12 protein-coding genes are annotated in these 17,017 nt (G+C 46.9%); 9 read left to right on the top strand and 3 right to left on the bottom strand.

Annotation, left to right across the window (positions count from 1 at the left end):
* The first annotated feature begins 502 nt into the window (after window positions 1–502).
* The 5 genes from IQ263_RS16925 to IQ263_RS16905 all read left to right on the top strand — a co-directional run bounded on the left by IQ263_RS16925 (window position 503) and on the right by IQ263_RS16905 (window position 8,142).
* Entirely contained in the window at window positions 503–1,270 is a 768-nt protein-coding gene (locus IQ263_RS16925; RefSeq protein WP_194068600.1) for an alpha/beta fold hydrolase, read from the top strand.
* A gap of 750 nt (window positions 1,271–2,020) precedes the next feature.
* Window positions 2,021–3,415, top strand: coding sequence for a CmpA/NrtA family ABC transporter substrate-binding protein (locus IQ263_RS16920; RefSeq protein WP_194068599.1), 1,395 nt, complete (start codon window positions 2,021–2,023; stop codon window positions 3,413–3,415).
* 77 nt (window positions 3,416–3,492) lie between these two features.
* The gene (gene ntrB, locus IQ263_RS16915) at window positions 3,493–4,338 is read left to right on the top strand and encodes a nitrate ABC transporter permease (protein ID WP_194068598.1); all 846 of its coding nucleotides are present in this window, start codon (window positions 3,493–3,495) and stop codon (window positions 4,336–4,338) included.
* 249 nt (window positions 4,339–4,587) lie between these two features.
* A complete protein-coding gene (locus IQ263_RS16910; protein ID WP_194068597.1) occupies window positions 4,588–6,588 on the top strand; it encodes an ABC transporter ATP-binding/substrate-binding protein in 2,001 nt (666 codons plus the stop codon).
* Between the two features lie 708 nt (window positions 6,589–7,296).
* Entirely contained in the window at window positions 7,297–8,142 is an 846-nt protein-coding gene (locus tag IQ263_RS16905) for a nitrate ABC transporter ATP-binding protein (RefSeq protein ID WP_194068595.1), read from the top strand.
* Between the two features lie 728 nt (window positions 8,143–8,870).
* Here IQ263_RS16905 and IQ263_RS28615 read toward each other — a convergent pair.
* The 3 genes from IQ263_RS28615 to IQ263_RS16890 form a co-directional block, all read right to left on the bottom strand.
* Window positions 8,871–11,075, bottom strand: coding sequence for a leucine-rich repeat domain-containing protein (locus IQ263_RS28615; RefSeq protein ID WP_228050117.1), 2,205 nt, complete (start codon window positions 11,073–11,075; stop codon window positions 8,871–8,873).
* 168 nt (window positions 11,076–11,243) lie between these two features.
* Window positions 11,244–11,369 (bottom strand): hypothetical protein, encoded by a 126-nt coding sequence (locus IQ263_RS29380; protein ID WP_255515894.1) that lies wholly within the window; start codon window positions 11,367–11,369, stop codon window positions 11,244–11,246.
* A gap of 292 nt (window positions 11,370–11,661) precedes the next feature.
* On the bottom strand, window positions 11,662–11,955 hold the full coding sequence (locus IQ263_RS16890; RefSeq protein WP_194068593.1) for a hypothetical protein: 294 nt from the start codon (window positions 11,953–11,955) through the stop codon (window positions 11,662–11,664).
* A gap of 332 nt (window positions 11,956–12,287) precedes the next feature.
* On the opposite strand from IQ263_RS16890, the gene zds reads away from it, so the two are divergent.
* The 4 genes from zds (at window position 12,288) to IQ263_RS16870 (ending at window position 16,980) form a co-directional block, all read left to right on the top strand.
* Window positions 12,288–13,724: a 9,9'-di-cis-zeta-carotene desaturase gene (gene zds / locus IQ263_RS16885; protein WP_194068592.1), complete on the top strand. Its 1,437-nt coding sequence runs from the start codon at window positions 12,288–12,290 to the stop codon at window positions 13,722–13,724.
* A 415-nt stretch (window positions 13,725–14,139) separates the two neighbouring features.
* A complete protein-coding gene (locus tag IQ263_RS16880; RefSeq protein WP_194013045.1) occupies window positions 14,140–14,586 on the top strand; it encodes an SRPBCC family protein in 447 nt (148 codons plus the stop codon).
* A 244-nt stretch (window positions 14,587–14,830) separates the two neighbouring features.
* Window positions 14,831–16,855 (top strand): serine/threonine-protein kinase, encoded by a 2,025-nt coding sequence (locus IQ263_RS16875; RefSeq protein ID WP_194068590.1) that lies wholly within the window; start codon window positions 14,831–14,833, stop codon window positions 16,853–16,855.
* Window positions 16,834–16,980, top strand: coding sequence for a hypothetical protein (locus tag IQ263_RS16870; protein WP_194068588.1), 147 nt, complete (start codon window positions 16,834–16,836; stop codon window positions 16,978–16,980). Before IQ263_RS16875 ends, IQ263_RS16870 begins: the two co-directional genes overlap by 22 nt.
* Window positions 16,981–17,017 lie beyond the last annotated feature (37 nt).

Genomic DNA, 17,017 nt, shown 5'->3' with positions numbered 1-17,017 from the left:
TTAGTGCTACTGCCAGTGGAGGGAATGTAAGTCGTGGTGGCAAGATTTCGGTCTTGTCGGACGCGGTTCCTTGTGAATCTGGAAGCCCCCGTCATAGCGGTACTCCGCTTGACGGTGGGTAATTCACCCTCGAATGATTGAGAACTACAATACACTTTCATTATCCTGAGAGTTAGCGCCACACTCTTGAAATAGATTCGCATTAAATACAGCTGTGGTATGTCATCAAGTTGCCTGAACCCGACCCAAAAGCAGTCGGTACAGTAAAGCGAGCTGCGTTCGTTCAAGGGAAATTTGTAGCAATCGCTGTCCGGCTTTGGCTGCAACGTTCGCTGTCCTTCATATTTCTCAACGCTGTTTACTAGGAAATAATTGCAACAGTCATGCTAATATCCCTCTAAAGATAGTTAAGTATCTTTTGCAATAAACTTGAACCTTTTGGCAACCTGATTCAGGAATCGGGCCCAAAAACATCAAGCATTTAACCTATACCAGAACGATCGTGTCTTATTTGCCCCAAGTGCTTTGCTTGAGTGCCAGCCCGCACCTACAAGCGTTCGATCGCCCATTGCTGCAATCCCTGGCACAGCATATTCCAATCGCTAGCTGGGAATACCAACAAACACCCGACGAGCCCTGTTCGCTCGACATTGCATTGGTGTCGCTGCACGACTATTTGAAACACCGCCATCAGCCAATTCATCTGATCGGTCACGGAATTAGCGGACTGTTGGCGTTGCTGTACGCTCAGCGACATCCCGAACGAGTGCTCGCGCTCACTTTGCTGTCAGTGGGTGCATATCCCGCTGTGGATTGGCAAGCGCACTACTACGCTCAGCGCCAACTGCTACCCTGTAGCCGTCAGAGCCTTTTGACTCGAATGGTGGACTTGTTGTTTGGCTGCTCGCCCCAAGCTATGACGGCAGCATTGGTGAAAATTTTGGAGCAAGATCTCGACGATTCACTGTCTCCCCACAGTCTTGTCAAATGCCTGAGTTTAGCGCCGATTCGAGTAACAGTGCCGCTGCTAGTGTGCGGCGGTGTGGATGATGTTGTCGTCGATCCGCATCAACTTCGCAGTTGGCGATCGAAATACGATCGGGAATTAGAAGCCACTTCACGGCTTTGGGTTTGCCCGGGCGGACGCTATTTCTTTCATTTTTTCTACCCGAAACAGACAGCAGAAGCGATTTTGGACTTTTGGCAGGCGCTGCCCTCAACCCATAACAACTGCTTATCGAAGAATTTGTTTTCAGCGTCCAATTCTTAATTTCAAGCTGCTTCGATTCTCGTTGAGCAACCGCAATCTCAGCTTAAACGGTAACAGACCTCACGTCCCACCCGATCTTTTCTGCGGTTAGAGACACTTCTGAACTATACAATTGGGATGCACCCGGATTTGATATTACTTCCCTATTTCAACGCTACCAACCCCAAAAGGGCAAGTGGGCTAAAGTATAATTATTTGTGTACAGCACTTTGCAATTAACTGTTACCTTAAAAAAAGCATACATATATTAACAAAGTAAATGTGCGATCCCTCTGAGAGCGGCAGCTTATTGACAATAGATTTGAATGCCTCCCGACCGCCCTTCGCTACAGACCTTACGCTACAAGTCTTAGTTAGAACCTGTTTTGACTGGCCAGCCCCATCGCCCCTCCCAACCCTTGCTTATTGACACCAGCCTCCTAAAATATTTACTTATCATTCAAATTTAATATTTGTTTTATAATCACAGCAAGAGTACGGTAAACTGAATAACTAACACAAGAAAATGTGGAGTTCGCTTTAAGCGAGTTCGCACAACTTGGTCGATGGCAATATTGAGTTAATCAAAAGTGTAAAATCAGCAGGGATATTTGAAAGACTTATGCTAACAATAAATCTTTCGACCCCTCCTGCTTTCCGTGCGCTCACAATAGTTCGCTAATAGACCTTTAGCAAACTGCAAAAAAGCGCTTTGATAAACTTCAGTGATGTCGTTACAGAAGATTTATGAATAGGAACGAAGGCTAGGCTATGACAAAATTTTCAGAGCAATTTTCTCGACGTAAATTTATCGTTACCGCAGGTGCATCCGCAGTCAGTACAATACTCCTCAAAGCTTGTACTCCCCCAGAACCAGTTAGTACAGCAGGTGCCGGCGGTGGGACTACTACAGGCGGGGCCTCCCCAGCGGCCACATCACCAGTTGCTGTGGCCAACGAGAAAAGAGTAGAGGGCATCGAAACCACAAAAGTTATCTTGGGATATATCCCGATCGTCGAAGCAGCAGGGTTAATTATTGCCAAAGAAAAAGGTTTTTTTGCCAAGTATGGCATGACCGAAGTGGAAGTCGCCAAACAAGCCAACTGGGGTTCGGCTAGAGACAACTTAGAAATCGGCTCTGCAGGTGGCGGTATTGATGGAGGCCAGTGGCAAATGCCCATGCCTTATCAAATTAGTGAAGGTCTGATCACCAAAGGTAGCGTCAAAATTCCGATGTATGTTCTAGCCCAGTTGAACACTCAAGGAAATGGAATTGCGATCGCCGGAAAACACAAAGGCAAAGGCATCGGGCTCAAACTAGACCAAGCGGCCCAAGACTACATGAAAGGTCTCAAAAAAGCAGGCACGCCCTTCAAAGCAGCCTACACCTTCCCCAAAGCCAACCAAGACTTTTGGATTCGCTACTGGCTAGCAGCTAACGGCATCGATCCCGACACAGAAGCCGAGTTGCTAACAGTACCGTCAGCCCAAACCGTAGCCAACATGAAAACCGGCAGCATGGACGGTTTCAGTACCGGCGACCCCTGGCCCCTGCGGATCGTCCAAGAGGACATCGGCTTCATGTCCGCCCTCACAGCCCAAATCTGGAAAGATCACCCCGAAGAGTATCTAGCTATGCGGAGCGACTGGGTAGACAAACACCCCAAAGCCACCGAAGCCATGCTAGCAGGACTGATCGAAGCGCAGCAGTGGTGCGACAAACCAGAAAATCGCGCCGAATTAGTTGCCATTACTTCTGGCAGAAACTACTTTGACGTACCTCCGGCAGTTTTGACACCTCCCTACCAGGGTAAGTACATGATGGGTGATGGTCAACCAGAGATCGACGATTTCAAAATGAGCCCGCTGTACTGGAAAGACGGCCTCGGCAACGTTTCCTATCCTTATAAGAGTCACGATTTGTGGTTCTTAACCGAAAGCGTGCGCTGGGGCTTCCTGCCAACCAAAACCTTGGCGGATAAAAAGATGATCGATAAAGTCAACCGCGAAGATTTGTGGAAAGCCGCAGCAAAATTGGCCGGGGTTGCTGATGCTGACATTCCCAAAAGTACGTCTCGCGGTATTGAAAAGTTCTTTGATGGCCAAGAATTTAACCCGGAAAAGCCAGAAGATTACCTCAAGAGTTTGGCGATTAAAAAAGTTTAATGGGTCAAAGCTGACCGTAATTTAGCCTCAAAAAATTACGGTCATAAAAAATAGCGCAAACATAGGAGATTAATAGGATGGCTGTAAGTACAAATCGAAGGGATCGAGGCTCTGCACAAGGAGCGTTTGGAGAGTTTTGGAAGAAAAATTCACCAAATATTTTGCCGCCAATTTTAGGAATTTTGGGATTTCTGTTAGTTTGGCAATTCCTGTCGAGCACGGGACTGATCAAACTGCCGGGGCCGATCAGCGTTTGGACTGACGAACGGACTCGGGTATTGTTGCTGTATCCTTTCATGAATTCCAAAACCTACGGAATCGGCTTGTTTTGGCAAACTTTGGCTAGTTTGGAACGGGTAGCAAAAGGCTACACTCTCGCCGCTGCTGTAGGAATTGCTGGGGGTGTTTTGGTAGGTACAAATCCGTTGCTGAACAAGGCTTTAGACCCGATTTTTCAGTTTTTGCGGATGGTTGCGCCTCTGGCTTGGGTGCCGATCGCCCTGGCTGCACTACAACAAAACGAACCTGCTGCTTTGTTCGTGATTTTTATCACCGCAGTTTGGCCGATTTTGATCAACACCGCTGAAGGTGTTCGCCAAATTCCCGATGACTATAACAACGTGGCGAAAGTGCTGCAACTGACTCGGAAAGAGTATTATTTCAATATTTTGTTTCCGTCGGCGCTTCCTTACATTTTTACGGGATTGAGAATTGCGATCGGGCTGGCTTGGCTGGCGATTATTGCAGCGGAAATTGTGATGTCAGGGATTGTTGGTATCGGCTTCTTTATTTGGAACGCTTACCAGCAAAACTACATCAGCGAAATTCTCTTAGCGGTGTTCTACATTGGGGCTGTTGGTTTGTTCCTCGATCGCATGATGGCTTGGTTGCAGCAAAAGATTGCTCCTAGTCAAGGAAAGTAGGACTGTTTAATTCTTCACCAAATTCTACTCGTTCCCAGGAAGAGCCTGGAAACGCAGATGCTTTGGCTCTGCCTCGAATTTTACTCCTAGAAAAGTGAGGCAGAGCCTCGCTTACATGGGTTCCTAGGCTCTGCCTGGGAACCAGTTAAACCAGTTAAATTTCTAGCAGTTGTTCGATCGAAACAAATAACAAACAGTCAACAGTCAACAGCTAGCAAAATAACCAACTACAAAAAAGGCAAGAAAACCATGTCAGTTTTGATTGCGGTAGAACAAGTCGGAAAAACATTTCATTTGTCAGACGGCGGCACGTACATAGCCCTCAAAGGCATCGACTTAGAAATTAAAAAAGGCGAATTTATCTCCCTAATCGGACACTCCGGCTGCGGCAAATCTACCCTACTAAATATGGTGGCGGGTTTGGATCTGCCCACAGAAGGATTGGTGACGATCGAAGGACAAAGAATTACCAAGCCAGGCCCCGATCGCATGGTAGTATTCCAAAACTATTCGCTGCTACCCTGGCGGACAGTCAGAGAAAACATTACCCTAGCCGTAGACTCGGTAATGAACGGTTTACCGAAAGCCGAACGCCTCGAAATCATCCAAAAACACATCGACATGGTGGGCTTGGCTCCCCACGCGGAAAAGCAACCTGCACTGCTCTCCGGCGGACAAAAACAGCGCGTGGCGATCGCCCGTGCTCTAGCTTTGCGCCCCAAACTGTTACTCTTGGACGAACCCTTCGGCGCTTTGGATGCTTTGACTCGCGGCAACTTGCAAGAAAAGTTGATGGAAATCTGCCAAGAGTACGAAATCAGCGCCCTGATGGTAACGCACGACGTTGACGAAGCAGTGCTGTTGAGCGATCGCATCGTCATGCTCACCAACGGCCCTGAATCGAAGATTGGCGGCATCCTCGAAGTAGACATCCCCCGCCCCCGCAAGCGCATGGAAGTAGTCACGCACCCCAGCTACTACGCCCTGCGGAGCGAAATGATTTACTTCCTCAACCAGCAGAAACGAGTCAAAAAACTGCGGGCGCGCAAAGTACCCGCGATCGCCCGCCACGGCCTAGAAAAAGTCAACCTCGAACTCGGCTTCATCCCCCTCGCCGCCTGCGCTCCCCTAGCCATCGCCAAAGAAAAAGGCTTATTTGCCAAACACGGACTCGATGAAGTCCACCTCGTGCGGGAAACAAGCTGGCGCGGCATCGTAGACGGCATCGCCGCAGGCTACTTAGACGCAGCCCATATGCCCTCTGGGATGGCCGCGTGGTTGAGCTTGGGAGGCCACCAAGAAAAGCCAATACCAACCGTTACAGCCCTCACCATGAGCCGCAACGGCAACGCAATTACCCTCGCGAGGCGCTTTTACGACCAAGGGATCTACACTCTTGCAGATTACAAAGAAATGCTGCGCCGAACCCCCGCCCAAACTCACCGCATGGGCATCGTTCACCCTTCATCGATGCACAACCTGCTGCTGCGCTACTGGCTGGCTTCCGGCGGCATTGACCCCGATCGCGATGTTTCGCTCAAAAACATCCCTCCAGCCCAGATGATCGTGGACTTGCAAGGCGGCACGATTGACGGTTTCTGCGTTGGCGAACCTTGGAACCTGCGCGCCGCGATGGAAGGAGTCGGCTTTACTGTAGCTACGGATTTGGAACTGTGGCCCGGACACCCGGCAAAAATTCTAGGAGTTCGAGAAGAGTGGGCGAATGCTTACCCCAATACTCACATTGCTCTAGTCAAAGCTTTGCTGGAAGCTTGCCATTATTGCAGCGATCCGGCCAATGCTGAAGAAGTTTCCGAAATTGTGGCGGGACGCGAGTACGTCGCTACTGACAAGAGTTACATCCAAATTGGCGATCCGAAATCTGCAGCTTGCAATCTGGATACTCCAATGCGGGAATACGCCCACCACTTGTTCGCCGGAGACGGAGTAAACCGCCCCAGCCGCACCGAACAGTTGTGGCACATGGTGCAGATGGCGCGCTGGGGCGATACTGTGTTCCCCCGCAACTGGGTAGAAATTCTGGAACGGGTAGTCCGCGTCGGCCCCTTCAGCACGGCGGCCCGAGAGCTGGGGATGTCTGATATTACTTACACTCGGGGTTCTCTCCGCTTGTTTGATGGCTCCGTGTTTAATGCTGACGATCCGATCGGCTATCTCAACAATCTCGCGATCAAACGCGATTACACGATGGCTGAAGTGATTCTGGATTCTGGCCGCAGAGCTGCTTAAGGAATTGTGTAACTTTGAGTTGCCAGTTTTGAGGTAGAAAAAATTCATTAGTAGGTTGGGTTTAGTCCCTAAATTCAACCTACAAAAAACTAGAGGAGCAATTGCATTCATTCGATCGCTCTTCTTGAAATTATCTGCGTCGATCTGCTTTATATAGCAACCGCCAAGGTAGTTATAACATCACATTACGATCGACCAAATTAGTAGAAGCTCACTTCCCCAACAACTTATTGTCAAAATAAACGATCAATCTTATCAACCAGCCGCCACCCACCAACAAGAAAAATGTAGGGTGAATTTATTGGTAAAATGTTGATGTAGTCGTAGATGGGGCTGGTTTATGAAATTATTTGTGGGTTTCATAGATTGTTGGTGAAGCGAGAATCTACAGGATTTTGGGATACTTATTTGTGAGTCGAACCCCACCACAAATAAAAATCTACGACCGCGATAATTTGTCCCGCTTGACTTTCATCGGTTGCTAGATATGCGGTTAATCTATCAATCAAAAATTTAGGCAATTGCTAGTCTACTTTTGAACACTGGCGACAAACTTACCATTCATATCAAATCCGTTAGCATCGGAATAGTAAATTAACAGTTAACAGTTAACAGTTAACAGTTAACATCATTTCGGTACAACCGGAATTGGTATCACAACTCAATTAATTGCGATCGCTAATCACCCACTAACGACCTCCAAAACCCATGATTAATACTTCTCCAAACCAGACGAACACCAAAACCCAAATCCAACAACCGCACGATCGCCGCCAGCCGTTTTTGGTGATGGACAATGTTCATAAAGTATATCCAAACGGTTACAGGGCATTAGAAAACGTTAACTTGACCGTAGCTGAGGGAGAGTTTATTACTCTGATCGGACACTCTGGCTGTGGCAAATCCACACTATTAAATATGGTGTCCGGTTTTAGCCATCCCAGCGAGGGCACTGTGTCGATTAACGGGCAGCGGATTGTTAAGCCTGGCCCCGATCGCATGGTAGTGTTTCAGGGTTACGCTTTGTTGCCTTGGCGGACTGTATTTGAAAATGTTTACATTGCCGTTAACGCTGTATTTCCTAACAAATCTAAGGTCGAAAAAAATGCGATCGTCAAAGAACATTTGGCGATGGTGGGGCTCACAGAAGCTGCTGACAAAAGACCACCGCAAATTTCAGGGGGGATGAAACAGCGGGTGTCCATCGCCCGCGCTTTGGCAATTCGCCCCCAGGTGCTGATTTTAGACGAACCTTTCGGTGCTCTCGACGCAATTACCAAGGAAGAATTGCAGGAAGAGTTGCTGAAAATCTGGAACGATCACCGCTGTACGGTGTTGATGATTACTCACGATATTGACGAAGCGCTGTTTTTGGCCGATCGACTCGTGATGATGACTAACGGCCCGTCAGCGACCATCGGCGAGGTTATGGAGATTCCTTTCCCCCGTCCGCGCGATCGGGTACAAATGATGGAAGATCCCGAATACTACAACCTGCGGAACTACGCCCTAGACTTCCTGTTCCGTCGCTTCGCTCACGATGACGACGCTTAAACCCTTGGAGATTGGGACTTTAAAATGGGCAATGCTGGAAAATTAAAGCCCCAGCATTTCCCCAATTTCAGGGAACATCGCTGCGGGTGAGATGTCGCTGGTGCGATCCTCTTCGAGGGCTTCGCTAACGGGTAAACTGGAGCTTAATTGTTGGGGATAAGTTTTTCGACAAAGTTCGGATCTTTTTCTTAACTTTTACGTCTACCCGCTAAGAGACCCGATTGCCTAGCTGTCCGTAAGCTGGCATGAATTTAGCCCAACTTTGACCGAAGGTGGGCTTCTTTCCTATGTTATTCACTGTTTTTGCTAAATTGACGCTTGGTGCATTCCACCCTTTTAACTGTCACAGGCCCAATGTTGATTAGTGTTTTATCGATTAATATTTTGCCAATCTAGCAGTTATCAGTAGGGAAACGGCACTGCCCTGTCCGGCGCTGGACTCTGCTTTTAACAACATAATCGGGTAGGGAAACGGCACTGCCGTCTCCGGCGCTGGACTCTGCTTTTAACAACATAATCGGGTAGGGAAACGGCACTGCCCTGTCCGGCGCTGGACTCTGCTTTTAACAACATAATCGGGTAGGGAAACGGCACTGCCGTGTCCGGCGCTGGACTCTGCTTTTAACAACATAATCGGGTAGGGAAACGGCACTGCCGTGTCCGGCTGGACTCTGCTTTTAACAATTGGCCTCAGATTGATGATTGTAGCTTTTTTAAATTAGTATTACTCAAGTTTGCACCGAAAACTCCTCTGAGTCAATATCCCAATTTACCCAGCGAATTGCCTCTTTAGCAGATGTCACATCAGGCGGCACTCGCAACGCATGAATGTGTCCGGTGCTCGGACAAATCATTTTTAACAGATAAATATCTTCTTTTTTCGGAACATCCTCATCGTCCTCGAAATCATCTGGATCGAAGCCATCAATATCAGCATCAATTTTGAGCAGCGTGTATTCTTTCCAGCAATCTAACTCTGTTGCTTGCAGTTCCGAGCAAATTCTAGCATAACCAATTCCCTGAATTAATACTCGTCTTAATTCAGCATTTTTTTCTTCTAAAAGCCATTGTGCTTGCCACAGATTGGGGTGAATGTGTCCGTATTTTTCAGGTAATGTTACACCGTGGTAGGAATAGATTTTGTAACCGTCGGGAAATTCCAGTGCAGGTTCTCCTTCTGCGTGGAGGCGGTATTCGCTGTCAAGGCTAAGCTGACAAGGGCGCGAGCACACAATGCAGGTATCATCTAACAAAATAATCCAGCCGCATTCTGCTAAAAGCTGGTTCAGGCATTCAAAAACTTTCTGTGCTTCTGGTTTGATAATAATGCCCAAGGAAACACAGAATTCAGCAACACCGAGAGCCTCAACCAAGTATTTCGGAGTAAGTTTTGGTCTTGAATATTTCCAATAATTGGCAAAGTCTGTGTTAAATTGTTGTTCTAGCTGTTCCTCCCATATACTTAACTCCGAAAGTTCTTGCCGCAATTCTGTTATCAAGAAAAAGGGGTGCAGCGCATCTTCTACCCGTTTTTTTAGTCGCTTTATCAAATCAGTGTCATTGGATCTTTTCAGCGGTATTTGTGCTACCCCTCCGTTGGGGCTACTGCAAAAAGTTATTTCAGAGGCCTTTAAACCCAGGATCTCGCAGACAGACTTAACGGCGGCTGCGGCTTTGGGGTTAGAGATGGGTTTGGTAGAGTTGACGAGAGTTCCCCACTTTTGACGACACGCTTCGATTAGAGCCTTATGTTCAGGTTTAAAATTTACATTCAGAGAAGTCAAATTAGTCAGAGATTGCAGGGGTGTGATGTCTGATATTTGATTGTTGTGCAGATTCAGCCAACTCAAATTAGTCAGAGATTGCAGGGGTGTGATGTCTGATATTTGATTGTTGCGCAAATCCATAAAACTCAAATTAGTCAGAGATTGCAGGGGTGTGATGTCTGATATTTGATTGTTGTACAGATGCAGATCAGTCAAATTAGTCAGAGATTGCAGGAGTGTGATGTCTGATATTTGATTGTTGGCCAGATTCAGATAAGTCAAATTAGTCAGAGATTGCAGGGGTGTGATGTCTGATATTTGATTGTTGTACAGATGCAGATGAGTCAAATTAGTCAGAGATTGCAGTGGTGTGATGTCTGATATTTGATTGTTGGAGAGATACAGCTTAGTCAAATTAGTCAGAGATTGCAGGAGTGTGATGTCTGATATTTGATTACAGTGCAGATACAAATTAGTCAAATTAGTCAGAGATTGCAGTGGTGTGATGTCTGATATTTGATTGCCGTACAGATTCAGATGAGTCAAATTAGTCAGAGATTGCAGTGGTGTGATGTCTGATATTTGATTGTTGGAGAGATACAGCTTAGTCAAATTAGTCAGAGATTGCAGGGGTGTGATGTCTGATATTTGATTGTTGTACAGATGCAGATCAGTCAAATTAGTCAGAGATTGCAGGGGTGTGATGTCTGATATTTGATTGTTGTACAGATTCAGATGAGTCAAATTAGTCAGAGATTGCAGTGGTGTGATGTCTGATATTTGATTGTTGTACAGATGCAGATCAGTCAAATTAGTCAGAGATTGCAGGGGTGTGATGTCTGATATTGGATTGTTGGAGAGATACAGATGAGTCAAATTAGTCAGAGATTGCAGGGGTGTGATGTCTGATATTGGATTGTCGAACAGATTCAGATGAGTCAAATTAGTCAGAGATTGCAGGGGTGTGATGTTTGATATTGGATTGTCGAACAGCTCCAACTTATTGCTACTTGACAGTATCTGGTTCGCTTCATAAATGTCAGAAGTGCCAACTTTTTTTAACAGCACTTCAACTGTATATCTTGCTGCTTCTGAAAGGCTATCTTTGTTCAAGCACCAGTCGGCAAAGCTGCTGAATTCTGCGGGATTTGGTTGTTGTTCAGACATAAAATTGTTGTAAATTAGGAGAATATCAGACTAGGACTTACGCACGGGTGGCCAGAAACCGGGTTTTTACGAGATTATTCGCAGGCAGCCCGCAGATTAGGTAAAAAACCCGGTTTCTTGGATCTTGGTGAGTTGAGGACTGTACTTGTTAAACATGGTTGGGGAGTTTCAAGTTTGCACGTTAAATTCGTCAGGCTCTATTCTCCAGTTTACCCAGCGAATTGCCTCTTTAGCAGATGTCACATCAGGCGGCACTCGCAACGCATAAAGCAATCCCGTATTCAGAAAGCTCATTTTCAACGAAAAACTGCTAAAGAACGCTCCAATGCGTCGAAATCGTCCTCAAAATCGATTTTTAACAGGGTATGTATCCCTGGCAAGTGTCTAATTTAGTGGCTGCTAGTTCTTGACAAATACGATCGCACAAAATGACATCCAATCCTGTAAATGCCGATCGCACAAGCACCCACTTTAATCATTTCCACAGCGTGCGATCGATCGCCAAAAGTGGAAAGCGATCTCGCCCTCCACTTTTCGCTATCAACTGGAATCTGAGCTTTTTGTGCAGACTAAGGTTTGTTAAACCTTAGTCTGCGACATACCGCCAACCTTGGGGCTCATATTCGCGCTGAATCCGCACCATCCAATTACCTTCAGGAATTGCGATCGCATGGTGTTCTTCGTGACTCAATAAAGCTGTCGGCGAAAGCACTCGCAAGTACAGAGTACCGTCTTTTTCGTACAGTTCAGCTTTCCCCTCAATAATTTGGTGAGAATGTCCCGTGACTTCACCTTCGGCGAGAGTTAGGTGAGGTTTCTTTTCTCCTGCGATTTGCGGTACGGGGGTGAGAATTACGTCGCCTTGTCGGATGGGCTGCATAGGTTTTTTCTAATTTTTGTTTGCTGATGTCGATCGAGCTTTCGTACTACTATTTTATTGCCTCTTACGGTGGCATGACTGTTGAACAATTGAAAAAATATATCGATGAGCAAGATATATCTGTTGAATAAACAGACTTATTGTGCTTTGATGTCGTCATCCACCCTCTCACTGCTTAACGCTTGCGCTTGTAAGGTTGTAAGTCGGTGGAATCAAGCGCGTCACCGCACCTCCGATCCCACACCAATCGAGGCGACGAGCGATCGGGGATTCCGGTCTTTTTAGCTAAAATTTGTTACAATTTGTAAAAATACTGGATAAGGACTTGTAAAATGCGGGTTGCGATCGCAGGTGCGGGACTGGCTGGAATGACCGCAGCAGTCGATTTAGTCGATGCTGGCCACGAAGTAGAAATTTTTGAATCTCGCCCCTTTGTCGGCGGCAAAGTAGGCAGTTGGGTAGATCCCGACGGGAATCATGTGGAAATGGGTTTGCACGTCTTCTTCGGCTGCTATTATAACTTATTTGCTCTGATGAAAAAAGTAGGAGCTTTTGACGATTTGCTCCTCAAAGAACACGTTCACACTTTTATCAATCGAGGGGGCGAAACTGGTTCTTTAGATTTTCGCTTTCCGGTGGGTGCTCCGTTGCACGGTTTAAAGGCATTTTTTACTACATCCCAACTATCAGTACAGGACAAAATTCAAAATGCGATCGCCCTCGGAACTAGCCCCATCGTCCGAGGTTTGATCGACTTTGACGGAGCAATGAAAACTATCCGCGATTTGGATAAAATTAGCTTTGCTGACTGGTTTCGCGGTCAAGGCGGCAATCAAAACTCCCTCAAAAGAATGTGGAATCCGATCGCCTACGCACTAGGTTTTATCGACACCGAAAATATTTCTGCCCGGTGTATGTTGACAATATTCCAATTCTTTGCAACAAAAACCGAAGCCTCTATGATGCGGATGCTAGCCGGTTCTCCCAGCGAATATTTGCACAAACCAATTGTGGAATATTTGGAAAGCAAAGGAACCAAAATTCATACTAGGCGCAGAGTCCGAGAAATTCAGTTTCAAGAAGCAGCAGAAACCCGCGTCACAGGCCTGGTAGTAGCGAACGGCGAAACAGAAGAAAATATCACCGCCGATGCCTACGTTTTCGCCTTAGACGTGCCGGGGATTCAAAAAATATTGCCGCCAGCTTGGCGCAAATGGTCGGAATTTGACAACATTTATAAGTTGGATGCTGTGCCGGTTGCTACAGTACAATTGCGGTTCGACGGTTGGGTAACGGAACTGGAAGATGAAGCGCAGCGCAAACAGTTGAGCCACGCTGTAGGAATTGATAATTTGCTATATTCAGCAGATGCAGATTTTTCTTGTTTTGCAGATTTGGCGCTGACAAGTCCCAAGGATTACTATAAAGAAGGACAAGGTTCTCTGTTGCAGTTGGTGCTGACACCGGGCGATCCGTTTATCAAACAAAGCAATGAGGCGATCGCCCAACACGTACTTAAGCAAGTTCAGGATTTATTTCCCTCAGCACGGGAATTAAACATGACTTGGTACAGCGTGGTTAAGTTGGCTCAATCTTTGTATCGCGAAGCACCGGGAATGGATGTTTACCGCCCCGCTCAAAAAACTCCTGTGCCTAACTTCTTTTTAGCAGGAAGTTACACTCAGCAAGACTACATTGATAGCATGGAAGGTGCAACACTTTCCGGTCATCAAGCCGCTAAGGTAATTCTCGAAGTTTACGGTCATTAGTCATTAGTCATTAGTCATTAGTCAGTAGTCAGTAGTCATTAGTCATTAGTCAGTAGTCATTAGTCATTAGTCATTAGTCATTAGTCATTAGTCATTAGTCATTAGTCATTAGTCATTAGTCATTAGTCATTAGTCATTAGTCATTAGTCATTAGTCATTAGTCATTAGTCATTAGTTGGTTGTTGGTTATTGGTTCCTATTTGTTGGTAATAATAACCAATAATATCGTTTCCCGTTGCATTGGAATTATATATTTCTATCTATCGACGAGAGTGCAAGCGTCCTCGATCGCTATTTAGGTAGCGATCGAGGACGCTCGCACTCTAATAATTCCGATGCTACCGGATTTGATATAACCAATTCCCCATGCCCCATGCCCCATGCCCCATTCCCAATCTAAAATATCTAAAATCCCATGACTGATTGGTTAGAACATAGCGTACAAGTAGAAGTGGCAATTCCTATCGAATTAGCGTGGGAACTTTGGTCGGATTTAGAACAAATGCCGCGCTGGATGAAGTGGATAGACTCTGTTCGCATTCTTGAAGATAACCCAGAATTATCTCGTTGGAAACTCGCAACGGGCGGGTTAGAATTTAGCTGGCTTTCTCGGATTCTGAAATTAGTGCCGAATCAGATAATTCAGTGGGAATCGGTAGACGGTTTGCCGAATCGGGGTGCGGTGCGATTTTACGATCGCAAAAACAGCAGCATAGTCAAACTGACAGTGGCCTATGGAGTTCCCGGTTGGCTGGCAAAATTGATGGACAATTCATTTCTAGCGCGAGTTGTTGAATCGACTATTCAGGCTGACTTGGAAAGATTTAAAGAATATGCTCTGAATGTTAAAGCGAAAGCTTAAATTCTGAGGACTGAAGTCCAAACGATCGAGCCAGTTTGATGTTCGGACTTCAGTCCTTTAATTTTAATTTGTAACGCCATAGCCGAGATGTCTTGTACCTCAGTATCATAGAAATATGCTGCTGATAGCTTCTCGGTTCAGTTATGGTATCAGTTCTAAAAAAATGTAACTTCAGGCAACATCCAAACCTTGATGTTATCAGCCATCCCCCATCGAAAATCGAAAATCGAAAATCGAAAATGGTATGAGTTATTGCCTAAACCCCGCCTGTCAAAAACCGCAAAATGCCGATCGCACCCAATATTGCCTGAGTTGCGGCTCCAAACTGTTACTCAGAGAGCGTTACCGCGCCATCAAACCCCTCGGGCGCGGCGGTTTCGGTCGCACTTTTTTAGCAATAGACCAAGACAAACCCTCAAAACCGCGCTGTGCAATTAAACAGTTTTTCCCCCTATCCCAAGGAACCAGCAGCAGCGAGAAAGCAGCAGAATTATTCAACCGAGAAGCCGTGCGGCTGGACGAATTGGGGCAACACCCACAAATTCCCGAATTGCTGGCGCACTTTCAACAGGAACGCTATCAGTATTTAGTGCAGGAATTTATAGAAGGTGAGAATTTACAGCAAGAATTAGTGCGAAATGGGCCTTTGGGCACCAATCAAATTTTGAGTTTGCTGAATGATTTATTACCAGTATTGCAGTTCGTGCACTCGCGCAGTGTCATTCACCGAGATATTAAACCGCCCAATATTATCCGCCGCCGTCTTTCTCAAACTCCAATAAATTATAGTTACCCCACATTAACCGGGGAATTAGTTTTAGTTGATTTTGGCGCCGCCAAACTTGTGGAAGGTTTGAGAGAAACCGGTACAGTAATCGGTTCGCCGGAATTCGTCGCGCCGGAACAAATTAGAGGTCAAGCAGTTTATGCCAGCGATTTTTACAGTTTGGGTGTTACTTGCATTTATTTGCTGACTCAAGTATCTCCTTTTGATTTGTTCGATATCAATCAGGATGTTTGGGTTTGGCGAGATTTTTTGAAGGTTCAAATCCCTCCGAAATTAAGCCGCATTCTGGACAAAATGATCGAGTCGAGTCTCAGTCGCCGCTACAAATCTGTAGCTGAGATTCTCCAAGATTTGCAGCCGCAGCAGTCGCCTCCACAGGTTCCCCCGACTCCCGCGCCAATAGCAATTCCAGTGCCACAGACTGCGCCTGCTGTGCAGAATACGGTGCCGCCAACGGTTGCAGGCACGATTATACCTGTGCCCCGGAAGCAGCGGGTTTTGCCGACCCGCGCGCCTACTTGGAGGTGCGTTCATACTCTGGTAGGGCATTCTAATGCTGTCACGTCGGTAGCTTTCAGTCCTGATGGGGCGACTTTGGCTAGCGGGAGTGAGGATAAGACGATTGAGATTTGGAAGTTGGAGGCGGGTAAGCGCTGGTACACTCTCACGGGTCATTCTGACTGGGTGACTTGTGTGGCGTTTAGTCCTGATGGTGCGACTTTGGCTAGCGGTGGTCGGGATAAGACGATTCAAATTTGGGATTTGAATAAGGGTAAGTGGTGGTACGCTTTGCGCGGTCATGAGGATCGGGTTTATGCTGTGGCGTTCAGTCGCGACGGTCAGGTTTTGGCTAGTGGTAGTCGGGACAAGACTGTGCAGTTATGGAATTTGAATAGGGGTAGGCCGATGTCGGTTTTGACTGGTCACGCTGGTGGGGTGGAGGCGGTGGCTTTTAGTCCTGCTGGGGAGTTTTTGGCTAGTGGTAGTCGGGATAAGACTGTGCAGTTATGGGATTGGCGCAATGGTCGATCGATCTGTACTTTAGCAGAGCACGGGGATTGGGTGCGGGCGATCGCCTTTGCTGGAACCCCCTCCAGCTCTTTTGCCGGTCAGACCCCCCCCAGCCCCCCCTTGGTAAGGGGGGGAGTTGGAGAAGGATCGGTTTTGGTTAGTGGGAGTCGGGACGGTACGGCGAAGCTGTGGCGGGTGGATGCAGGGGGGGAAGGTACGCTGTTGCGGAGTATGAGGGACAATTCTGGGGATGTTTTGTGTGTGGCGTTTAGCCCGGATGGTGGGGTTTTGGCGACGGGGAGTCGGGATGGTTCGATTTATTTGTGGGATGTGGCGACGGGGGGTTTGCTGGAACTTCTGACTGGGCACGAGGGGGAGGTTTTGTCGGTGGCGTTTAGTGCTGATGGGGGGTGTTTGGCTAGCGGTGGGGGCGATCGAACTGTGAAGATTTGGCGGGGAATTGGGTTGTAGGGGCGATCGAACGGGATGCAGAAACCGGGTTTTTTGCGGAAAATATTTGCTTGCAGCCCTTGATATTGGTGAAAAACCGGGTTTCTTGGGCGGGAGTCGATAAATTTTTGAATATTTATGCTTGACAGGCGATCGAATGTTGTGCTAATTTATTAATTCGTG

It is taken from the genome of Tychonema sp. LEGE 06208, from assembly GCF_015207505.1.
Lineage (GTDB): Bacteria > Cyanobacteriota > Cyanobacteriia > Cyanobacteriales > Microcoleaceae > Microcoleus.
Note: the sequence above shows the minus strand (reverse complement) of the source record. Positions and strands in the feature narration are given on the sequence as shown.